Annotated in this window: 20 protein-coding genes; 11 read left to right on the forward strand and 9 right to left on the reverse strand. The window is 72.7% G+C overall.

The annotated features are described in order from the left end of the window. Positions 1-37: 37 nt before the first annotated feature. A complete protein-coding gene (locus Aco03nite_RS03665; RefSeq protein ID WP_203793138.1) occupies positions 38-970 on the forward strand; it encodes an Acg family FMN-binding oxidoreductase in 933 nt (310 codons plus the stop codon). Between the two features lie 51 nt (positions 971-1,021). Here the strand turns inward: Aco03nite_RS03665 and Aco03nite_RS03670 are convergent, their stop codons facing one another. Further along, positions 1,022-1,606, reverse strand: coding sequence for a DoxX family membrane protein (locus Aco03nite_RS03670; RefSeq protein ID WP_203793206.1), 585 nt, complete (start codon positions 1,604-1,606; stop codon positions 1,022-1,024). Between the two features lie 206 nt (positions 1,607-1,812). Between Aco03nite_RS03670 and Aco03nite_RS03675 the strand changes: the two genes are divergently transcribed. Continuing rightward, positions 1,813-1,998 carry a hypothetical protein gene (locus Aco03nite_RS03675; protein ID WP_203793139.1) on the forward strand — a complete coding sequence of 62 codons (186 nt, stop codon included), beginning with the start codon at positions 1,813-1,815 and terminating at the stop codon, positions 1,996-1,998. A gap of 79 nt (positions 1,999-2,077) precedes the next feature. Here the strand turns inward: Aco03nite_RS03675 and Aco03nite_RS03680 are convergent, their stop codons facing one another. After that, on the reverse strand, positions 2,078-2,548 hold the full coding sequence (locus tag Aco03nite_RS03680) for a universal stress protein (RefSeq protein WP_203793140.1): 471 nt from the start codon (positions 2,546-2,548) through the stop codon (positions 2,078-2,080). Between the two features lie 98 nt (positions 2,549-2,646). Next, a complete protein-coding gene (locus Aco03nite_RS03685) occupies positions 2,647-3,513 on the reverse strand; it encodes a universal stress protein (RefSeq protein ID WP_203793141.1) in 867 nt (288 codons plus the stop codon). Positions 3,514-3,761: 248 nt separating this feature from the next. Between Aco03nite_RS03685 and Aco03nite_RS03690 the strand changes: the two genes are divergently transcribed. The 3 genes from Aco03nite_RS03690 (at position 3,762) to Aco03nite_RS03700 (ending at position 5,188) form a co-directional block, all read left to right on the forward strand. Continuing rightward, a complete protein-coding gene (locus Aco03nite_RS03690; protein ID WP_203793142.1) occupies positions 3,762-4,076 on the forward strand; it encodes a hypothetical protein in 315 nt (104 codons plus the stop codon). Between the two features lie 44 nt (positions 4,077-4,120). Continuing rightward, positions 4,121-4,690: a histidine phosphatase family protein gene (locus tag Aco03nite_RS03695; RefSeq protein WP_203793143.1), complete on the forward strand. Its 570-nt coding sequence runs from the start codon at positions 4,121-4,123 to the stop codon at positions 4,688-4,690. 108 nt (positions 4,691-4,798) lie between these two features. Further along, entirely contained in the window at positions 4,799-5,188 is a 390-nt protein-coding gene (locus tag Aco03nite_RS03700; RefSeq protein WP_203793144.1) for a hypothetical protein, read from the forward strand. On the opposite strand, the gene Aco03nite_RS03705 is transcribed toward Aco03nite_RS03700, so the two are convergent. Further along, positions 5,164-7,854, reverse strand: a complete 2,691-nt coding sequence (locus tag Aco03nite_RS03705; RefSeq protein WP_203793145.1) for a helix-turn-helix transcriptional regulator — start codon at positions 7,852-7,854, stop codon at positions 5,164-5,166. The genes Aco03nite_RS03700 and Aco03nite_RS03705 overlap by 25 nt on opposite strands. A 191-nt stretch (positions 7,855-8,045) precedes the next feature. On the opposite strand from Aco03nite_RS03705, the gene Aco03nite_RS03710 reads away from it, so the two are divergent. The 4 genes from Aco03nite_RS03710 to Aco03nite_RS03725 all read left to right on the forward strand — a co-directional run bounded on the left by Aco03nite_RS03710 (position 8,046) and on the right by Aco03nite_RS03725 (position 11,501). After that, a complete protein-coding gene (locus Aco03nite_RS03710) occupies positions 8,046-8,912 on the forward strand; it encodes an alpha/beta hydrolase family protein (RefSeq protein WP_373872566.1) in 867 nt (288 codons plus the stop codon). 173 nt (positions 8,913-9,085) lie between these two features. After that, entirely contained in the window at positions 9,086-10,270 is a 1,185-nt protein-coding gene (locus tag Aco03nite_RS03715) for a hypothetical protein (RefSeq protein ID WP_203793146.1), read from the forward strand. Positions 10,271-10,302: 32 nt separating this feature from the next. After that, positions 10,303-10,869, forward strand: coding sequence for a TetR/AcrR family transcriptional regulator (locus tag Aco03nite_RS03720; protein WP_203793208.1), 567 nt, complete (start codon positions 10,303-10,305; stop codon positions 10,867-10,869). Further along, entirely contained in the window at positions 10,866-11,501 is a 636-nt protein-coding gene (locus Aco03nite_RS03725; RefSeq protein WP_203793147.1) for a lysophospholipid acyltransferase family protein, read from the forward strand. The genes Aco03nite_RS03720 and Aco03nite_RS03725 overlap by 4 nt, the downstream gene beginning before the upstream one ends. Before the next feature lie 104 nt (positions 11,502-11,605). Here the strand turns inward: Aco03nite_RS03725 and Aco03nite_RS03730 are convergent, their stop codons facing one another. The 4 genes from Aco03nite_RS03730 to Aco03nite_RS03745 form a co-directional block, all read right to left on the reverse strand. After that, a complete protein-coding gene (locus Aco03nite_RS03730; protein ID WP_203793148.1) occupies positions 11,606-12,526 on the reverse strand; it encodes a hypothetical protein in 921 nt (306 codons plus the stop codon). Between the two features lie 4 nt (positions 12,527-12,530). Further along, positions 12,531-13,016: a SigE family RNA polymerase sigma factor gene (locus tag Aco03nite_RS03735; protein WP_203793149.1), complete on the reverse strand. Its 486-nt coding sequence runs from the start codon at positions 13,014-13,016 to the stop codon at positions 12,531-12,533. A gap of 140 nt (positions 13,017-13,156) precedes the next feature. Beyond that, positions 13,157-14,389, reverse strand: coding sequence for an MFS transporter (locus tag Aco03nite_RS03740; protein WP_203793150.1), 1,233 nt, complete (start codon positions 14,387-14,389; stop codon positions 13,157-13,159). 69 nt (positions 14,390-14,458) lie between these two features. Further along, complete coding sequence (locus tag Aco03nite_RS03745) at positions 14,459-15,772, reverse strand: MFS transporter (protein ID WP_203793151.1); 1,314 nt, start codon at positions 15,770-15,772, stop codon at positions 14,459-14,461. 75 nt (positions 15,773-15,847) lie between these two features. Here Aco03nite_RS03745 and Aco03nite_RS03750 point away from each other — a divergent pair, with 75 nt between their 5' ends. Then, complete coding sequence (locus tag Aco03nite_RS03750) at positions 15,848-16,849, forward strand: LacI family DNA-binding transcriptional regulator (RefSeq protein WP_203793152.1); 1,002 nt, start codon at positions 15,848-15,850, stop codon at positions 16,847-16,849. Between the two features lie 205 nt (positions 16,850-17,054). Here Aco03nite_RS03750 and Aco03nite_RS03755 read toward each other — a convergent pair whose 3' ends face one another. Continuing rightward, positions 17,055-17,702 (reverse strand): hypothetical protein, encoded by a 648-nt coding sequence (locus Aco03nite_RS03755; protein WP_203793153.1) that lies wholly within the window; start codon positions 17,700-17,702, stop codon positions 17,055-17,057. 174 nt (positions 17,703-17,876) lie between these two features. On the opposite strand from Aco03nite_RS03755, the gene Aco03nite_RS03760 reads away from it, so the two are divergent. After that, on the forward strand, positions 17,877-19,133 hold the full coding sequence (locus tag Aco03nite_RS03760; protein WP_203793154.1) for an efflux RND transporter periplasmic adaptor subunit: 1,257 nt from the start codon (positions 17,877-17,879) through the stop codon (positions 19,131-19,133). Positions 19,134-19,165: the final 32 nt, after the last annotated feature.

Genomic DNA, 19,165 nt, shown 5'->3' on the forward strand with positions numbered 1-19,165 from the left:
TCTGGCCCGGAGCACCCGCCCGGACTGGGGTGGAGGCATGCGAAAAACCCTGGAGGAGTGTGTACGTTCGGCGACCACCGCCCCGTCCCTGCACAACAGTCAGCCGTGGCGTTTCCGGATCCACGACGACCGGGTGGACGTGCTCGCCGATCCGGCCCGCAAGCTGGCGGTGCTCGACCCGGACGGCCGGGAGATGATGATCAGCGTCGGGGCGGCGGTGTTCACCCTGCGGCTGAGTCTGATGCGCGCGGGGTTCGTACCGCAGCCGGAGATCTTCGATGACGGGGCGACCGTGCGGGTGGGCCGGCCGGGGACGCCGACACCCGCGGTGGAGGCGCTGGCGGCGGCGATCCCGCACCGGCACACGAACCGGCAGCCGTTCGCCCGGGCCGCGGTGCCGGCCGCCGTCCTGGCCGACCTGATCGCCGCCGCGCACCGGGAGGGCGCTCTGCTGCACGTGCCGCCGCCGGTGGCCCGGAACGCCGTCCTGGGTCTGTCCCGGGTCGCTGACCGGCGGCTCCGTGCGCGCGGCGGCTATCGTGCCGAGCTGGCCCGGTGGACCACGCAGCGCCGGATCCGCCGGGACGGGGTACCGCCGTCCGCCTACGGCCCCGGCGATCCGGCGGACACCCTGCCGTTGCGTGACTTCGGCCTGCTGCAGCCGCAGCTCTCCCGGCCCGGCGGCCGGTTCGAGCCGGACCCCACCCTTCTGGTCCTGGCCACCCGGGGAGACGTTCCCGCCGATCGGGTACGGGCGGGGCAGGCACTCCAACGGGTCCTGCTGGCGGCCACCTGGCACGGACTGGCCGTCACCCCGATCAGCCAGCCGGTGGAGGTCCCCGCGCTGCGTGAGCGGCTGACCGACGTACGCCGCAATGTCTGGGGTCAGATGGTTCTGCGTGTCGGCTACGGCGTCCCGGTGATGGCGACACCCCGCCGGCCGCTGTCCGAGGTGCTGGCCGTGCCGTGACACGGGGAAGCCCGGCCGGGGGCACCGGCCGGGCTCGGGGAGGGGCGGGGGTCAGATCAGCCAGCGGTTCTTCTGCACGATCGGGAGCGAGGCCCACCAGCGGCCCAGACCCCAGGTGTGACCGGCGTAGGTGAGGGCGAAGACCGCGGCGCCGATGCCGTAGACCACGTGGTAGTCGACGAGCGGGTTGCTCGACCGGGTCGCCTCGCCGCCGCTGGTCTGCTGGGCGAGCGGCCATTCGGCGAGCCACATGAAGGCCATCATCAGGGCGGCCGCGCCGGCGGCGACCCGCAGGCCGATGCCGAGGATCAGCGCGACACCGACACCGAGCAGGCCCAGCATGAACATCCAGTCGGCCCAGGCGGCGCCGGCGATGCCGCGGAAGACGTCCTGGAACGGGCCGACCTCGACACCCGAGAGGAAACCCTTGGTCGGCGATCCGCCGTTGATCCAGGCCCGCTCGGCGGCGGTCGACCAGCCGAGGCCGAACAGCTTGTCCAGGAACGCCCAGAGGAAGACGAAGCCGGTGGCGATCCGGAGCACCGCCAGCAGCCGGGCGGCGGGGTGGGTGAGCATCGAGCCGGGGGCTTCGACCTTCTCGAGCTGAACGACGTTGTGGCGGGCGGTGGTGGCCATCTGGTCCTCCTCGGACGATGTCTTCACCGATGACTCTCCGCTGGTGGGGGCGTGACCACCCGTGCCGTACAGCCTCCGAAGGTCCCGTCCCGGTCCTGTCCGTTCCGGGACCAAGGTCCCATCGTGTCGAGCGGCGTCGATTCGGGACCTTCGGCCGTGACCCCCGGCGGCCCCACCGGGACAGGATGGCTGCCGGAGGTGCCGCCATGGCCGTCGTCGTAACTCTGATCCTTCTGTCGCTCCTGGTGCTGATCCTGGCCGGACCATTGCTGGAGAGCGTCTTCGATCGGCTCCGGCTGACGTCCTCGCCGGCGCGGGACGGTCGCCCGCCGGCCCGGCCGCGGACCGCCCGGCGGATCATCGGGATCATCCGCCGCGGCGGTCGCGGGTAGCGGGTTCCCGGCGCCATTCACGGCCGGCGCCTTTTATGGCCGGCGCCTAGTACGGCGCCGGGCCGCGGTGTCGGTGGTGTCAGACCGTCGCGGGCTCGCGGACCGGGGCCGGGATCACCACGACCGGGCAGGTCGCCTGGCGGATGCAGGACTCGCTGACCGAACCGAGCACGGTGTGCCGGACCCGGCTGTGGCCGTGACTGCCGAGCACCAGCATGTCCGCGCCGGCGGCCACCGAGGTCAGCGCCTCGGCGGGACTGCCCTCGACCACCTCGGCCGAGACCGGTGGTCCCGCAGGCTCGCCCGGGTCCGATCGGTATCCCGCCAGCACGGCCCGGACCTGGTCCAGAACCACCCGTTCGGCGTGTTTCTCCGCCTCGGCGGGGGTCTCGGCGGCGATCGGGCCGTACTCCAGGCCGTCCCAGGACCAGGCGATCACCGCCCGGACCGTGCCACCCCGGCCGGCGGCCTCGCCGGCCGCCCACTCCAGGGCCCGGAAGGCCTCCGCGGAGCCGTCGACGCCTACCACGATCACGTGTCCGGTGCTCAAGGCCGCCTCCTCGGGGTCGTTCTCCTGGCGTCGTTCCACCGATGGTTTGCCCAGCTGTTTCCGGTTTACGCCTGCCTTCCCGGCGACACCGGGAAGGTTCACGCCTGGCGGGCCAGCAGCACCGGGCAGTCGGCGTGGTGCAGCAGTTGCAGGCCGGTGGAACCGAGCAGGGTGCCGGTGATGGTGCCGTGCCCGTGGCTGCCGACGACCACCAGCTGCGCGGTGTGCGACACCCCGGACAGCACCGCGGCCGGGCTGTCGTGCGAGATCAGCGTGTCGACCGGGACGCCCGGGAACTTCCCCCGCCACGGCGCGAGCTGTTCGACCAGACGCCGGCGCTCGTCCTCGTCCTGTTCGGGGGTGGCCACCACGGCGGCGCCCGCACCGGCGAGGTGGACCGGGAGCAGCGGCAGGTAGGTGCGGACCACGGTGAGCCCGGTCCCGCGTACCGCGGCCTGCTCGAAAGCCGTGCGCAGCACGCCCTCCGCGCCGGGGGAGTCGTCGAAACCGACCGCGACCGGCCCGGCGGTGACGTCGCCGCGACCCCGGACCACGGTCACCGGGCAGTCCGCGTGCATGGCGACCCGCTGGCTCACCGAGCCCAGCAGCAGACTGGCGAAACCGCCCCGGCCCCGGCTGCCGAGCACCAGCAGATCCACGCCGTCGGTCTCCGCGATCAGGCGGGCCGCCGGGTTGCCGACCCGGATGTCGACCTCGGCCGGCAGCCCCGGCGCGACCTCGTGGGCCAGGGTGATGCCACCGCGCGCGATGCCCTCGGCGGCTTGGCGGGCCCCGGCGAACTGGCCGGCGCCGAACTCGTACCGGGTCTCGCCCCACTCCCAGTCCAGGACGTGGGTGACCCGCAGGCGGGCGCCCCGCCGGTGAGCCTCCCGGGCCGCCCAGCGGACGGCCGCCCGGCTCGACGTGGTGCCGTCGGTGGCTACGACGATGGTTCCGGTCCGCATGGCCCCTCCTCGTGATCCGTCTGCCCCTCCATCTGACGCCGTCGATGTGGTGGTGGGCAGGGCGGCAGGTCCCGTTCGGGTGGGACACAGGTCCCGGCGTACGCGACAGGTGGGACACAGGTGGGGCATGTGGTGATCACAGGAGTGATCGATAGCCATTCGGGAGGCCGGTTCGGGGTGTCCTCCGCGAGGGTGTTGAAACGGCTATTTCGGGCATTGGCTGTTGATCATTGCGGTGAGTGACGAAGATGTCACTCAGGGAGGTGGTGTCGGTGCTGGTCCTTCTGATAGCGGCCCTCGGGCTGATCGTCGCCGCGGCACTCGCGTTCTGGCCGATCCGGGACGGTGACGGTGACCGGAGTGCGCGTGCGGCTGCGGAGGTCGACACCCACGTACAACGGTGGGTGCCGTGCAGTCTGGAAGGTGTCCTCGCTTCTCAGCTGATCGCCGGGAGCATCACCCGGGCGCAGTATCTGCGGGCGCTCGAGCAGATCGCGGCGCGGGACGAGCAGCGGGCGCCGTTCTCGTTGCCACGTGACGAAGCCCCGGGAACCCGTTCCTGACCGGTCGCCCGTGTAGGAATGCGGGAGGCGACGGGGAGGACCGGATGGCGGAGATCGTTCTGGTACGGCACGGGCAGACCGAGTGGAGTGCCACGGGGCGGCACACCTCGTACACCGACAAGCCCTTGACCCCGGAGGGGGAACGCCAGGCGCGGGCCGTCGGTGAGCGGATCGCCGGGCGTGAGTTCGCCGCCGTCCTCGCCAGTCCGCGGCAGCGGGCGCGGCACACCGCCGAACTCGCCGGGCTCACCGTCACCGAGGTGACCGAGGACCTGGCGGAATGGAACTACGGCGAATACGAGGGCATCACCACGCGGGAGATCCGGGACCGGCGGCCGGGGTGGTCGCTCTGGACCGACGGCTGCCCCGGTGGGGAGAGCCCGGAACAGGCCGGTGCGCGCCTCGACCGGGTGCTGGACCGGGCCCGGTCGCTGCTGGCCGAGGGGGACGTCGCCCTCGTCGCGCACGGGCACTGTCTGCGGGTGGCGGGGGCGCGCTGGATCGGGCTGCCGGCGGCCGCCGGTGGGCTGCTGAGACTCGACACCGCGACGCTGTCGGTCCTCGGGTTCGAGCATGGCGCCGACCCGGTTCTGGCCAGGTGGAACAGCCTGTAGACGGCCTGCCGGGGCTGACATCGAACACACAGGATGTGCGCATGGTGACGCACAGGCGCGGGGCGAATCGTGGGGGTCACAGGAGATCGCCCGGCGAGAGGAAACACCATGCTCACCCAGATCGCGAACGACACCCGCACCCCTGCCGTCCATGAGCCGGTGGTCGCCGTCCTCGGACAGCGCAGCCGGGTCGCAGGGCTGCCACCGTACCTTCCCGGCGGCTGGCACATGCGGCTCGCCACCGGGCTCGACGACATCGAGTGGGGGGAGCTGGTCGTGCTCAGTGGAGCCACCGTGCACGACGTCCGGGTGGCCCGGTCGGTGCTGCCACCGGACACCCGGATCGTCGCGCTGATCGACGACTGGGCGCAGGCCGAGCTGGTCTCCGGGGTGCTGACCGCGGGCGCCGACGTGTGCGTGCGCGGCGGCCATCCGGGCATCCTCGCCGGGCACCTGGTCGCCTGCCACCGGCGTCAGAGGGTCGAGCGCTGGTCCTGACCGGTCAGGAGGCGGGCCATCTCCGTCCGGGAGCGGACGCCGAGACGGGTGAAGACGTTGCGCAGGTGATGGTCGACGGTTCGGGGGCTCAGGTGCAGTTCGTGGGCCACCTCCCGGTTGGTGGCGCCGCCCGCCACCAGGGCGGCGATCCGTTCCTGCTGGGCGGTCAAGGCCCGGCCCGCCGGGGCGTGTGGTTCGACCCGGTCGCCGGCGGCCCGCAGTTCGCGGATGCTCTGTGCCGCCCATGGGCCCGCGTCCAGCGCCTGGAACGTGTCGGCGGCGCGGCGCAGGTGGGTCCGGGCCTCCACGTGCCGTCGCCGGCGGCGCAGCATCCGGCCGAAGAGCAGCTGGGTGTGCGCCCTCGGGAAACCGGCCTCCCCGTCATGTCCGAGAGCCGCCTCGAAATGGCCGGACGCCTCCTCGCCGTCGTCGGCCCGTAACGCCCGGCACCGGTCCCGCAGCGCCAGCCAGCCGGGCTGACCGGTGCGTCCCGCCCACCTGTCGAAAGCCTCCGCGACCACGTCCTCCACCGCTTGCCGGGCCTGCCCTTCCGCAGGATGCGATCGGGCCCGGGCCTCCAGCAGATGGGGGACCACCGCGACCCGCAGCAGCGCCGAACCCGGCCCGGGCGGCCCGGTGAGCACCGCCAGCAGACGGTCGGCGGCGGGACGGCCCCGGCCGTCGACCAGGTCCAGGACGGCGAGCGCCCACTCGCACAGCGGCCGGGCCGGTCCGTCACCGACCGCGGTGATCCGGCTGAGCGCGGTGTCCCGATCGCCGAACAGGGCGGCGAGCACGGCCAGCACGCCCAGATGGGAGCCGGCCAGGATCGGCTGCCCGGTGCCGCGGGCGACCGCCGCTCCGTCGAGGGCCGCCTCCCCGGCCGCCGCGTAGTCACCGGACGCCATTCCGGCGAGCGCGGCCAGTTCGAGCGCTTGCGGAACCAGCACCGGCGCACCCCGCTCCCGGGCCAGCACGGCGGCCCGCCCGGCGAGTGCCGCGGCCCGCCGGGAGTCACCGACGAGGATCCCGGCGACGGCGGCCCGGAGCAGCGGCTCCGGCTCGGCGACCCGGTCGGCGAGCGCCACCGCCCGCCGCAACGGCCCGAACGACCCGCTCTCGTCCCCGGCGGCGATCCGGGCCAGCCCGGCGACGTGGTGCCGGACGAGCATCGTGGCCGGAGTCTCGGCACCAGGACACGCGGCCGAGACCCGCGCGGCCAGTTCCGCGAACCGGCGCTGTTCCGCGGGCCGGCAGGCGGCCTCCCCGGCAAGGGCGAGAGCGTCCAGGGCGGTACCCGGATCGGTTTCGGCGAGTTCGGCGGCCACGTCCAGCAGCACGTCCCGGGCACCCGGCGCCCCACCCGGCAGGCCCATCTCCGCAGTGAGCGCCCGGGCCCGGACCCGGGCCCCACCCGCCGCCGCCGGGATCCGCCGTACCAGCAGCCCCGCCTCGTGCGGCCGTCCCGCCAGCCAGGAGTCCCGGGCGGCGGCCAGCAGGAGCGCCGCCCGCTCCCCGTTGCCGGTCACCAGCCCGGCCGCACACCGCCGTGCCGCCGCCGCGACAGGCGGATCCGCCGCAGCCGCGATCCGTGCCAACCGCCGGCCGAGCGCGACGTCGGGCCCGGTGGCGGCCGCGCCCCGATGCAGCAGCGCCGAGGTCCCTTCCCCGCGAGCTTCGAGCACGTCAGCGAGGGCGAGGTGGGCGATCCGCCGCCGGGCGATCTCCATCTGCCGGTACGCCACCCCGCGGCGAAGTCCCCCGGAGAACCGGACCCCGCCCGCGGTCACCTCGACGATCCCGGCCCGCTCGGCAGCCCCGAAGTCCTCGAGCCCCCACCCCGCGGAGGTGGGGCAGGCGCGGGCGGCGGCGGCCAGGAGGATGTCCGGCGCGGTGTCCGGGGCCGCGGCGGCGAACTGGAGCAGCAGGCGGGTCCGGAGCGGGAGGGCGTCCAGTTCGGCCGTGAACGCCCGGTGCGCCGGGCTGTCCGGGGGCAGGGCGTCGGGTGGTGGTGCGTAACCTCGGCGCTGTTCCGGGGTCAGGGTGCCGACCAGGTCGATCAGGGCGGCCGGATGCCCTTCGGCCAGTTCGGTCAGGGCGCCGGCCACGTCGTCGGCCAGATCCGGGGCGTGTCGGCGGAGGAGGTCCCGGGCGGCTTCCGGGGACAGCGGTTGCAGGCGGTGCACCGGCATGCCGGCGGGTTCCGCGCCGACCGGGAACGACGCGACGAGCGCGACCCGGTCACCGCTGATCCGGCGGGCGGCGAAGGCGAGGACCTGCCACGACTCCGGATCCAGCAGGTGGGCGTCGTCGACGAGGCACAGGACCGGACCGGCCTCGGCGATCGTGCGCAGCAGGGCGAGCACGGCGAGGCGAACCGTGAGCGGATCACCCGTGAGGACCGGCGGGCAGGCCGCCCCGACTCGGTCGCAGAGCCCGGCCAGCAGGGTCCGCAGGCCGTGATGAGGCAACTCCCGCTCCTCCGCGTGTCCCGTGACGAAACCGGCGATCCACGTCCCGGTGCGGTGGGGGAGCAGGTCCGGGACGGCGCGCAGGAGAGTGGTTCGGCCGTCGCCGGGGGTTCCGGTCAGGGCCAAGGCTCCGCCGTGGCCCTCGGACGTCGCGGTGACCAGCTGGGCTATCGCGGCCAGGGCGACTTTCTGCACTGCTGGTGCATCAAACATGCGGCGAGTCTTCCCTGCTCACCCGGGGTCGGGGAACCCCGTTTCGGTGGATGAAATTTCCGGGATGTTTCCGGCCGATGACGCAACGCAGGCGATTTCGCCGATGCGGGACCGGCGCCGGGCTGCGAAAACTGACGGCCATCGATCTGATTCCCCCGTGAAGGAGATTCGACGTGAGGACATCAGCACGCCTGTTGTGCGCCGCGGCCACGGCCCTGGCCCTGATCGCCGGACCCGGCGCCGTCCCCGCCCGGGCCGCCGCCAACCCCTACGAGCGCGGCCCCGCACCCACGCTCTCCGCGCTGCAGGCCTCGCGCGGCCCGTACGCCGTCGGTCAGACCTCGGTCTCCCGGCTCGCGGCCAGCGGTTTCGGTGGTGGCGAGATCTACTACCCGACGACAACCGCCGACGGAACCTTCGGCGCGATCGCCATCTCGCCGGGCTTCACCGCCTACTGGTCCAGCATCTCGTGGCTGGGCCCGCGCCTGGCCTCGCACGGCTTCGTGGTGATCGGCATCGAGACGCTGACCACCGCCGACCAGCCGGGCTCCCGGGGCGACCAGCTGCTGGCCGCCCTGGACTACCTGACCCAGCGCAGTGCGGTGCGGACCCGGGTGGACGCGACCCGGCTCGCGGTCGGCGGGCACTCGATGGGTGGCGGCGGCAGCCTGGAGGCGGCCAGTGACCGGCCGTCGTTGCAGGCCGCGGTGCCGCTGGCGCCCTGGAACACCGACAAGTCCTGGTCGGAGCTGCGGGTGCCGACCCTGATCGTCGGCGGCGAGGCGGACGCCATCGCGCCGGTGGCGACCCACTCGATCCCGTTCTACACGAGCATCCCGGCGTCGGCGGAGAAGGCGTACCTGGAACTCAACAACGCCAGCCACTTCTTCCCGCAGACGGTCGACACCGCGACCGCGGTGCAGGCGGTGTCCTGGCTGAAGCGGTTCGTCGACGACGACACCCGCTACGACCAGTTCATCTGCCCGGGCCCGGGCGGCCTGGCGATCTCCGACTACCGCAGCTCCTGCCCCATCGGATAACGGCTCGAGAGGACCGAGGTCAGGGGCTTGCGAGGACCGGGCCGGTGGTTCACCCACCGGCCCGATTCTTTTCATTTGGACCGCTGCCGTACGGCTCCGTAAGGTTCTTTCTCGCGCACCGACATCGAGGAGGAGAGCTGTCCGGCGACATCACCCGTGCACGGCTGCGGGGGTTGGCCCGCAACCCCGCTCTGCCGCCTCCGGAGCTGCTGCGGCTGGCCGGAGCCGGTGTGCTGGACCGGTGGGAGCTGACCGCCCGCGAGGTGTGGGACGACGCGTCGTTCGACGTGCTCGCCGGGCATCCGGACCCGGAGATCCGGGAGGCGCTGGCGCAGTGCCCGGGCGCGACCGGCGAGCAGCGGGCCCGGCTGGTCGGCGACCTGAGCATCCGGGTGCTGCACGCGGTGCTGGAGGGCCCGCCGTCGCGGTGGTCCGGCCGGCTCCCGGACTGGGCGTACCGGCGGCTCGCGGCCCATCCCGAACCGGTGGTCCGCGACATGCTGACCCTTCTTCCGGGCGTACCGCGGGAGATCGTGGCTCTGCTGACGCGCGACCCGCAGCCGGGCATCGCGGCCGCCGCCCGCGCCCTGCTGTCCCCGGTGCCGGCCGGGCCGGAGACGCTGGGCCGGGAGCAGGCCGCCGCGTTCGCCGCCGATCCGGCGCCGTGGAACCGGGCGCGTGCCGCCGCCGACCCCGACCTGCCCGCCGCGTGCGTCCCGGCCCTGGCCGCCGACGAGTCGCCGCAGGTCCGGCTGGCGCTGTCGATGCGGCGCGGGCTGTCCGAGGCGGAGCGGGCCGCGATCGACCACCCGATGCCGGAGTCGACGCCGATCCTGGACTGGGTGCTCGCCGCCGGGCCCGCCGAGCTGCGGGACTGTGCGCTCTCCGGGCACGCCGGGTTGCGCCGCAGCGCCGCCTGCCATCCGGAGCTGCCGGCCGGCCTGATCGCCGCGCTCGCCGCCGACGACGATCCCGCGGTGCGGCTGCTGCTCTGCGAGCATCAGGCCGATCTCCCCGGTGAGCTGCTGGTCCGGGTCCTTCTGGCGGGTGGCGGCGACGATCTGCTCCGGCACCCCGCATTCTCCGGTACGGGTCTCGCCGCGCTCGCCTCGTCCGAGGATCCCCGGGCGCGCGCCCTGGCCCGCCGCGACCCGGCCGCCCCGGCGTCGTTGATCGAGCGGCTCAGCCACGACGCCGACGTGTCGGTCCGCACCGCGGTGGCCGGTGACGGACGGCTGCCGGTGCCCCGGCTGCTCCAGCTCTTCGACGATCCGCCGACCACCGGGGCGGCCTCGGCGAACCCGCTGCTGCCCCGGCCGGTGATGGACCGGATTCTCGCCACCGGCCATCGGACTTGATGGATCGCGACCGTATCGAGTAGACAGTGTCTATGGGACTGCGGGAACGACTGGTGCAGGTCGGCGGGGAACTGCTCGACCGGGACGGGCCGTCCGCCGTCACACTCCGGGAGATCGCCCGGCGGGCCGGGGTGTCGCACGGCGCCCCACGGCGCTACTTCCCCACCCACCTGGAGCTGCTGTCGGCCATCGCCCGCGACGGTTTCGAGGAGCTCACGCGCCGTGCCGAGGCCGCCCTCGACGGGGCGCCCGACGACCCGTACCAGCAGACGGCTCTTCTGGGCCGCGCCTATCTGGACTTCGCCGCCGACCGTCCCGGCCGCTACGACCTGATGTTCCGTCATGATCTGCTGGAGAGCGGCCACCTCGGGCTGCGCGACACCAGCCTGCCGTTGTTCCGGCAGCTCAGCAAGCTGATCGACCAGGCCCGCCCGGGTGCCGACGTCCCGTCCGACGTCGTCGCCGGAGCGCTCTGGGCCAACCTGCACGGCATCGCCCACCTGTGGCAGCTGCGGAGCCTCCCGCTCGCCACCGGCCTGACCGATCCGCAACCCGTCCTCGACGCCGTCCTCACCGCCCACCTCGGAAGGCCCACATGAAACCGCGGCTGTACGCGTTCGCCCACGCCACCCTGGGCGCCTACCTGCGCCGATCCTGGCGGCCCGAGGTCAGCGGCCTCGAACACCTGCCGGCCGGCGGCGCACTGCTCGCCGCCAACCACCTGTCCATCGGCGACCAGCTCTTCCTCGGCACCGTCACACCACGGCACATCGCGTTCTGGGCCAAGTCCGAATATTTCCACGGCGGCGGCATCACCCAGCGGGTCGTCACCGGACTCGGCGCGATCCCGGTCGAACGCGGCGGCGGGAAGGCGGCGCTCGCGGCGTTCGACGCGGCCGTCCCCGTACTCCGCAGCGGTGGTCTGGTCGCGGTCTTCCCGGAAGGCACCCGGTCACCGGACGGACGGCTCTATCGCGGGCGCACCGGGGTGATCCGGCTGGCCCAGCAGGCCGGGGTGCCGATCGTGCCGGTCGGGATCCGCGGCACCGACCGGCTGCGCGAGCCCGGCGCCCGGTTCCCCCGCAAACATCCGGTCAGCATCACGTTCGGCCCGGCGATCACCGTGGCGGTCGGGTCGCCCGCCGACGTCCGCGCCCAGACGGACGACCTGATGGCGCGGATCCAGAGTCTGAGCACGCAGGAGTACGTGCCGCACTACGCGGTGAAATAGCATCCGCGGCGTGATCGCATCGACTGACGTCCTGGCCCTGGTGGCCGCCCGGGAGCGGGCCGGAACCCGGGCATGGCGAGGGTTGCCAAGGCGTCAGAACAAACTCACGGGAACAGATCCAGTTCGGGGGCGCCGGCCAGTTCCATGAGCTGCTCCACCGAGAGGGGAAGGCCATGGCGCGTGGGTTCGAGCTGGTCACTCCCGATCGCCTCCCCGGGAGGCATGGCCGGTGTCACCCCGTTCGAGGCGCTCGCCGTGGTGATCGTGTCGCCGCGGTAGACGTGAACCTCGACATGGTGGTAACCCGATGCGGCGCTCGTGTCGAGGACGGTGACGGTTTCGCCGTCCGGTCCCTGTCGCACGGTGCAGGGTGCGGTGCAGTTCGCGGCGGCATCGGCGGCGCTCTCGTACGCCGGCGACGCACCGAATCCGACTTCGCCGGCGCCCTGATCATCGACGATGACGGCGTCGGCGGTAATGAATGGCGGCGTCGTGTCCGCGGGACGTGCCGGGTCGAAAACCCGGCCCGGATACGCCTGCAGCGGCATGATGTCGCTCGGCGTCGACGAGGATCGGTGGTAGGTCACCTCGGGCAGCAACGGCGGTACCACCTCGGCCAGATAGCAGCTGATCCGGGCGGCGGCATGGTCCGCCGGCTCGGCCGGGATCCGGATCGGGTAGCCGTTCTTCTCGTTGACGACAGTGGTGGGCTCGACCAGCGGGCTGGTCGGCTCAGCGCCGGCGGCCTCGCAGGACCGTGCCGCGTCAAGCGTCGACCAAGCCGGCCCGGCCACCGTGTACGGCGCCGGTGCAGGGTCGGCACTGCGGAGCGGCAACGCGAACGAGGCACCGCCGGCAGCTACGGCGGCCACGACCGCCGCGGCACCGGCCACGGCCAGCCGACGCCGCCGCCGGGCACGGCGCCCGCCGGCGAGGACCTCGTCGTAGGTGAATGACAGCGGCGGCTCTGCACCGGTGTAGGCCACGAGCGCGTCGTGGATCTGCGTGTCGGAAGAATCGGGCACGGTCTCACAGCTCCTTGGGCTGGACGGAGCGGCTCATCACCGCGCGTAACGCGGCGATTCCCCGGGCGGACTGGCTCTTCACGGTGCCTTCGGCCAGTTGCAGCACCTCGGCGACGTCGGCAATCGACAGATCCTCCAGATGCCGCAGCACCACGACAGCGCGCTGCTGCGCGGGTAACCGGCGCAGCGCCTGCCCCAGGTCCTCATGGGTGTCGAGCTGCGGAGCAGGGGCATCCGGAACCTCGGCGACCACCTTCTCCCGGCGGTGCTTGCGCACATGGCTCAGGTAGGTGTTGACCAGGATCCGGCGCACATAGGCGTCGACGGACCCGTCCCGCACCCGCCGCCACCGCGGGTACAGCTTGACGAAGGTGATCTGCACCAGGTCGTCGGCAGTATGCCAGTCCCCGCACAATGCGTAGGCGATACGACGCACCGAGCCCACCTGTCCGGCGAAGTACGCCGCAAAGTCAGCATCCGGCTCGGTCACGGTTGATACCTCTTTCTCTTCGGCGATGTGTTAACTCACGCCGACGACCGAAAGGTTCAACCAAAGAGCGATCTGTTTGTCGACACGCTGCGCTACTCAGCGCGTGTGCCCGGAAGGGGTGGGCGGCCCGGAGCGGATGATCAGACGGTGGCGGGCTCTGGGGTGAGGGCTGTGGTGGTTCGGCGGCGGTCCAGGTGGAAGCTGAGCAGGGACAGGAGCAGGCCGGTCATGGTCAGGGCCACGCCCAGCCACACCGAGGACAGGTAGCCCCAGCCGGCGGCGATCACTGCTCCGCCCAGGGCGGCTCCGATGGCGTTGGCGATGTTCAGGGACGACTGGTTCACCGCGGCGCCCATCAGCTGGGCTCCGGGGGCCACCGAGATCAGGCGGGCCTGCAGGGCCGGGACGATGAACAGGGCTGCCGCGCCGACCAGGAACGCTCCGGCGAACAGGCCGATCGGGTGGGCGGCGGCCAGGCCGAAGAAGACCGCGGCCGTCATCGAGGCGCCGAAACCGATCAGGATGGCGCGTTTCAGGTTGCGGTCGGCGGCTACCCCGCCGAGGGCGATGCCCACGGTCATGCCCAGGCCCATCACGGCCAGCACCCACGGGACGGTGCTCTCGGACAGCCCGGCGATGTGCGTGGTGATCGGCGCGACGTAGGTGTTCATCGCGAAGAAACCGGCGGTCCCGACGGCGACGGCCAGCGCCACCAGCCACACCTGCGGCGAACGGAAGGCCTGCAGCTCGGCGCGGGGTGAGCCGCCGGGCGCGGCCTCACTCGGCGGTACGGTCACCAGCACCGCGATCAGGCTCAGCGCGAAGACGGCGGCCACCGCGAGGTACGCCGCCCGCCACCCCTGGACCTGCCCGAGCACCGTGATCAGCGGAACGCCGGCCAGGTTCGCGGCGGTCAGGCCACCGATGACGATCGACACGCCCTTGCCGTGGTTGCCCGGCCCGAGGATGTTCGCGGCCAGGATGCCGGCCGCCCCGAAGTAGGCGCCGTGCGCCAGCGCGGCCACGAACCGGGCGGTCAGCACCAGTTCGAAGGTGGGCGCCAGCGCGGACGCGGTGGTGCCGACGACGAAGAGCGCGAGCAGCCCGAGAACCAGCCGACGGCGGGGCACCCGGGCACTGAGCACCGCGATCGTCGGTGCGCCGGCGACCACACCCAGCGCATAGATGGTGATCATCCAGCCGGTGCGGGCGAGCGCTTCCGGGATCGAGGCGGCGTACGACTCGGGCATCAGGTCACGGGCCATCTCCGGCAGCAGCCCCATGGCCACGAACTCGGTCAGCCCCAGCGCGAACCCGCCCAGAGAGAGGGCAAGCAGTGCCGCCCAACGGCGGCCGGCGGTCAGTGTCTCCACATCCCAAGACTCTAGAACGTTCTAGTCCCACCCGGAATAGAACGTTCTAGTAATCACAGAGCCGTCCGGTCAGGCGGTCAGGGACCGGTGGTGGGGCGGGGGTGGCAGGGCCGGGGTGGGCGCAGGTGGGAGGTGCGGGCCGGAATCGGGGCCGGGACCTTGGCCGGGGCCCTCGTCGGGGACTGGGCGGCGGGGCGGGGTCACCCACAGGCTCAGCAGGGCCAGGAGCAGGCCCGTCGCCGCGAGGGCCGCGCCTATCCAGATGGGGGCCAGGTAGCCCAGGCCGGCGGCGATGGCGGCTCCGCCCAGGGCCGCGCCGAGGCTGTTGGCCACGTTGGTGGCGGACTGGTTCACCGCACCGCCCATCAGCTGGGCGTCCGGGGCCGTCTCGATCAGGTGGGACTGCAGGGCCGGGTTGATGAAGGCGCACGTGGCGCCGACCAGGAGGGTCGCCGGGGAGAGGGCGTACGGGTAGCCGGCGGCCAGGCCGAACAGGACGATCGAGACGATCACGGCCACGAAACCCCACAGGATCGCCTTGCGCAGGTCCCGGTCGGCGGCGGCTCCACCGGCGAAGACGCCGACCGTCATGCCCAGGCCCAGCACCGCGATCACCAGTGGGACGGCGCCCGCCGGCAGGTCGGTGACCTGGGTGATCAGCGGGGCGATGTAGCTGTTGACCGCGAAGAAACCGGCGCTGCCCACCGACACCACCAACGCGGCCAGCCACACCCGTGGGGAGCGGAAGGCCCGCAGTTCGGTGCGCGGGGAGCCGGTGGGGACGGTGGCGGACGACGGGATGGTGACCGACACGGCGATCATGCTGAGGGCGAAGACGGCGGCGATCGTCATGTACGCGATCCGCCACGTCTGTGCCTGCCCCAGCGCGATGACCAGCGGCACCCCGAGCAGGTTGGAGGCGGTCAGGCCGCCGAGCACGATCGCGAAACCCTTGCCCTGGTTGCCGGGGCCGAGGGTGCGGCCGGCCAGGAACGCGGCGGCGCCGAAGTAGGCGCCGTGGGCGAGCGCGCTGACGAACCGGCTGACCAGCACCAGCTCGAAGGTGGGCGCGAAGACGGCGGCCATGGTGCCGGCCACGAACGTGCCGAGCAGGATCAGGACCAGGCGGCGGCGCGGCACCCGGGCGGTCAGGACGGCGATGGTGGGCGCGCCGACCACCACACCCAGGGCGTAGACGGTGATCACCCAGCCGGTCTTGGCGATGGTGGCGGCGGAATCGGCGGCGTAGGCGTCGGGCAGCAGGGTCCGGGCCATCTCCGGAAGCAGGCCCATGGTGGCGAACTCGGCGAGTCCTAGTCCGAATCCACCGAGAGACAGGGCGAAAAGTGCAGCCCAGCGGCGGCCGGAGGTGAGTTTGTCCACGTGCTGGGACCTTAGAAGAATCAAGATCAAGAGGCGATAGAACGTTCTAACCCCTGTCCCTCGTACGATCGGCGGGTGCATCCAGCAGAAAAGCGGCCGACGCTCGCCGATGTAGCGGCCGAGGCGGGCGTTTCGGTCGCCCTGGTCTCGATCGTGATGCGCGACGCGCCGGGCGCCGGTGCCGCCACCCGCGAGCGGGTGCAGGAGGTGGCGCGCCGGCTCGGCTACCGGCCGGACAGCCGGGCCCGCCTGCTGCGCAGTGGCCGCAGCCGCCTGCTCGGGGTGGTCTTCGACGTGCAGCACCCGTTCCACCTGGACCTGATGACCGGGCTCTACGACGCGGCCGGGGAGGCCGGTTACCAGCTCACGTTGAGTGCGGTCACGGCCCGGCGCGGCGAGCGTACGGCGGTCGGCGACCTGCTCCAGGACCGGTGCGAGGCGATCGTGCTGTTCGGCGGGGAGCTGCGCGGTTCGGAGCTGGCGTCGATCGCGGCCCGGCTGCCGGTGATCGCGATGATGCGCGGGGTCCGCCGCAAGGACGTGGACGTGGTACACAACGACGACGCGCTCGGCTCGCACCAGGCCGTCGACCACCTGGTGGCGCTGGGGCACCGGCGGATCACGCACATCGACGGCGGCAGCGTGCACGGGACCGCCGAGCGCCGCGCCGGTTATCAGGAGGCGATGCGGCGGCACGGCCTGGACCAGCACATCCGGGTGATCTCCGGCGGCGCGGGCGAGGAGGACGGCGCGCGGGCCGCGGAGAGGCTGCTGGCCGATCCGCCGACCGCGGTGACCGTCTTCAACGACCTGAGCGCCACCGGGCTACTGGACGTGCTGCACCGCAACGGGCTGCGGGTGCCGGGGGACGTGAGCGTGGTCGGCTACGACGACACCAGCCTGAGCCGGCTCGCGCACATCGACCTGACGACCGTCGCCCAGGACGTCGAGGCGATGGCGACCCGGGCCGTGCAGCGCGCGGTCGAGCGGATCGAGGGCACCCCGACCGGGCCGCGCTCGGTGATCATCCCGCCGAGGCTGGTGGTGCGGGGAACGTCCGGCCCACCGGCCGGCTGAGTAGGAAGGTCAGCTGACGGATGGTTTGCGGGGTTCGGTGACCACCGCGTCCGGCCCGGCGGTCGCAGGTCGGTCCGGTGTTCCGCCCCGCCTCGCGTCGACGCGGCAGAGCTTTACTCCGACCGTACCGAAAAAGGGTCTGAAAACGGCAGGTCAACCGTGCCGGCGCCGCATCGACGGGGGACCGCGACGCCGGCACGGTGGATCAGGAGGCGGCCGACGCCGTGGGCTTGAGGACCGCGCAGGTCTCGGTGGCCTTCTTCACGGTCGCGTCCGAGGTGTCCAGGTTCGCGGTGTCGGTGACGCCGTTCTCCTTCAGGCAGTTCTGGTACGCGGCGTTCGCCCCGCCACCACCGGAGTTGCCGCCACCGCCGCGCTGACCGCCGCCGGCGCCCATGCTCGGGCGGACCGAGGCGCATGCCTCCTGGGCCTTCGCCCAGGTCGCCTCGTCGACACCGTCCGGCTTGCTGAAGCCGCCACCGCCGGGGAAACCGCCGCCACCACGCTGACCTGCGCTGCCGGAGGGCCGCGGCTGACCGGACGGGCGCGCGCCGTTGCCGTCGGGCGCGCCGGACGGGCGGGCGCCGTCGGGACCGCCGGAGGGCCGGGCACCGCCGTTGCCCATGCCGCCGCCGGGTCCGCCGGACGGCATGGTGATGGTGACGCCGTTCTCGTTGAGGCAGCTGATGTACGCCGCGAACGCGTTGTTGCCGCCACCGTTCTGACCGGTGGCGCTGTCGCTGTCCGTGCTCGTCTCGTCCGTGCCGCCGCAGGCCGCCGTGAAGAGCAGGGCGACGGAGACCGCGAAGACGGCTACGGCGCCACGATGCGCCTTCGAACTGATCACCGGCACTGTGGGGCTCCTGTCAATGGTGGATGTCGCGGGGACGTGTGAAGGAAATAGGTCGCACCTGTGCGGAAGTTCGGACATTGCTAGGAGTTACCTAAGAACGCCGCCCGATGCTCCGAGCCAACTCCCAGGTGGGACCGAGCCGACGGCGAGGACCGATCAGCACACTCGGTGACCATGGGTGTTGCAGTGGCCGGTCGCCGGCGTTTGATCTGGCTCGCCGTCGCGGTCGTCGTGACGGCGTTGCTCGTCTTCGGCGTGGTGCGCGCGCTGACGGCCGGCGCCGCACAGGAGGAGACGAAGGCGGCCGAGACCGTCAAGGCCGACAAGGGGGAGGTCACCACCGAGGTCGCCACCACCGGCACGCTGCAGGCGGCACAGACCCGCAGCCTGTCGTTCGCGGTGTCCGCCGAGGTGGAGTCGGTGAAGGTGCGGGCCGGGAACACGGTGACCGCCGGTCAGGTGCTCGCGACCGTCGACGACACCGACGCGGCGGAGAGGGTGGACGACGCGGCGGAGGCGCTGGACGACGCCCAGGACCGGCTGGAGTCCGCGCAGTCGGCTTCCACCACCACGACGTCGACCGGATGCGACGTGGCGGCCGGCTACACCACCAGCGCCTCGCCGGAGCCGAGTGCGTCCGTGACCGTGACGGCCAGTCCCTCCCCGGCCGCGACGAGGACGACCACCGCGACACCCACCGCCTCCGCCAAGCCGACCGCGACAAGGACGACCACCGCGACCAAGCCGGCCCAGCCGAGGGGGACCTCCTCCTCGACGTGCGGGACGAGCGGTGGGGGGACCGGCTCCGACCGCGGCGGATCCTCGTCCACCGACGCCATCCTCAGCGCCCAGCAGCGGGTCAACGCCGCCAAGGTCACCCTGGAGGAGGCCGAGGAGGCCCTGGAAGGCGCGACGATCACCGCCCCGATCGCCGGGAAGATCCTGACGGTGGCCGGCAAGGTCGGCACCAACGCCAAGTCCGGCTCCACCTTCATCACCCTGGCCGACATCTACGACATGCAGATCAGCGCCGACTTCCCGGAGGCCGACGCGGACCGGCTGGAGGTCACCCAGAAGGCTGTCGTCACGCTCGCCGACCGGGCCGGTCAGACGTTCGACGCGACGGTGGTGCAGGTCGACCCGGTCGGCACCAGCGACGGCACGCTCACCCGGTTCGGGGTGGTGCTCTCCTTCGTCGAGGCGCCCGAGGAGTTGCTCGTCGGGCAGAGCGCCAACGTCCGGGTGACCACCGGCAGCAAGGAGAACGTGCTGCGTGTGCCCAGTACGGCGGTGCACGATGTGCGGGGGGAGGACGGCACCGTGCTCAAGGACGGCGCCGAGGTCGCGGTGAAGCTCGGGCTTCGCGGCGACCAGTACACCGAGATCACGTCCGGGCTCACCGAGGCCGACGTGGTGTCGAAATCCTGGTAGCCCGTTCATAGCTGATTCAAAGAAAACGCTGA

Origin of the sequence: Actinoplanes couchii (assembly GCF_016862075.1) — a bacterium.
Lineage (GTDB): Bacteria > Actinomycetota > Actinomycetes > Mycobacteriales > Micromonosporaceae > Actinoplanes > Actinoplanes couchii.

Bases quoted from the DNA above. Each gene is read 5' to 3' on its own strand.
- Aco03nite_RS03760 (WP_203793154.1), top strand. From the start codon at position 17,877: ATGGGTGTTGCAGTGGCCGGTCGCCGGCGTTTGATCTGGCTCGCCGTC.
- Aco03nite_RS03725 (WP_203793147.1), top strand. From the start codon at position 10,866: ATGAAACCGCGGCTGTACGCGTTCGCCCACGCCACCCTGGGCGCCTAC.
- Aco03nite_RS03690 (WP_203793142.1), top strand. From the start codon at position 3,762: ATGTCACTCAGGGAGGTGGTGTCGGTGCTGGTCCTTCTGATAGCGGCC.
- Aco03nite_RS03665 (WP_203793138.1), top strand. From the start codon at position 38: ATGCGAAAAACCCTGGAGGAGTGTGTACGTTCGGCGACCACCGCCCCG.
- Aco03nite_RS03670 (WP_203793206.1), bottom strand. From the start codon at position 1,606: ATGGCCACCACCGCCCGCCACAACGTCGTTCAGCTCGAGAAGGTCGAA.
- Aco03nite_RS03695 (WP_203793143.1), top strand. From the start codon at position 4,121: ATGGCGGAGATCGTTCTGGTACGGCACGGGCAGACCGAGTGGAGTGCC.
- Aco03nite_RS03700 (WP_203793144.1), top strand. From the start codon at position 4,799: ATGCTCACCCAGATCGCGAACGACACCCGCACCCCTGCCGTCCATGAG.
- Aco03nite_RS03675 (WP_203793139.1), top strand. From the start codon at position 1,813: ATGGCCGTCGTCGTAACTCTGATCCTTCTGTCGCTCCTGGTGCTGATC.
- Aco03nite_RS03720 (WP_203793208.1), top strand. From the start codon at position 10,303: ATGGGACTGCGGGAACGACTGGTGCAGGTCGGCGGGGAACTGCTCGAC.
- Aco03nite_RS03685 (WP_203793141.1), bottom strand. From the start codon at position 3,513: ATGCGGACCGGAACCATCGTCGTAGCCACCGACGGCACCACGTCGAGC.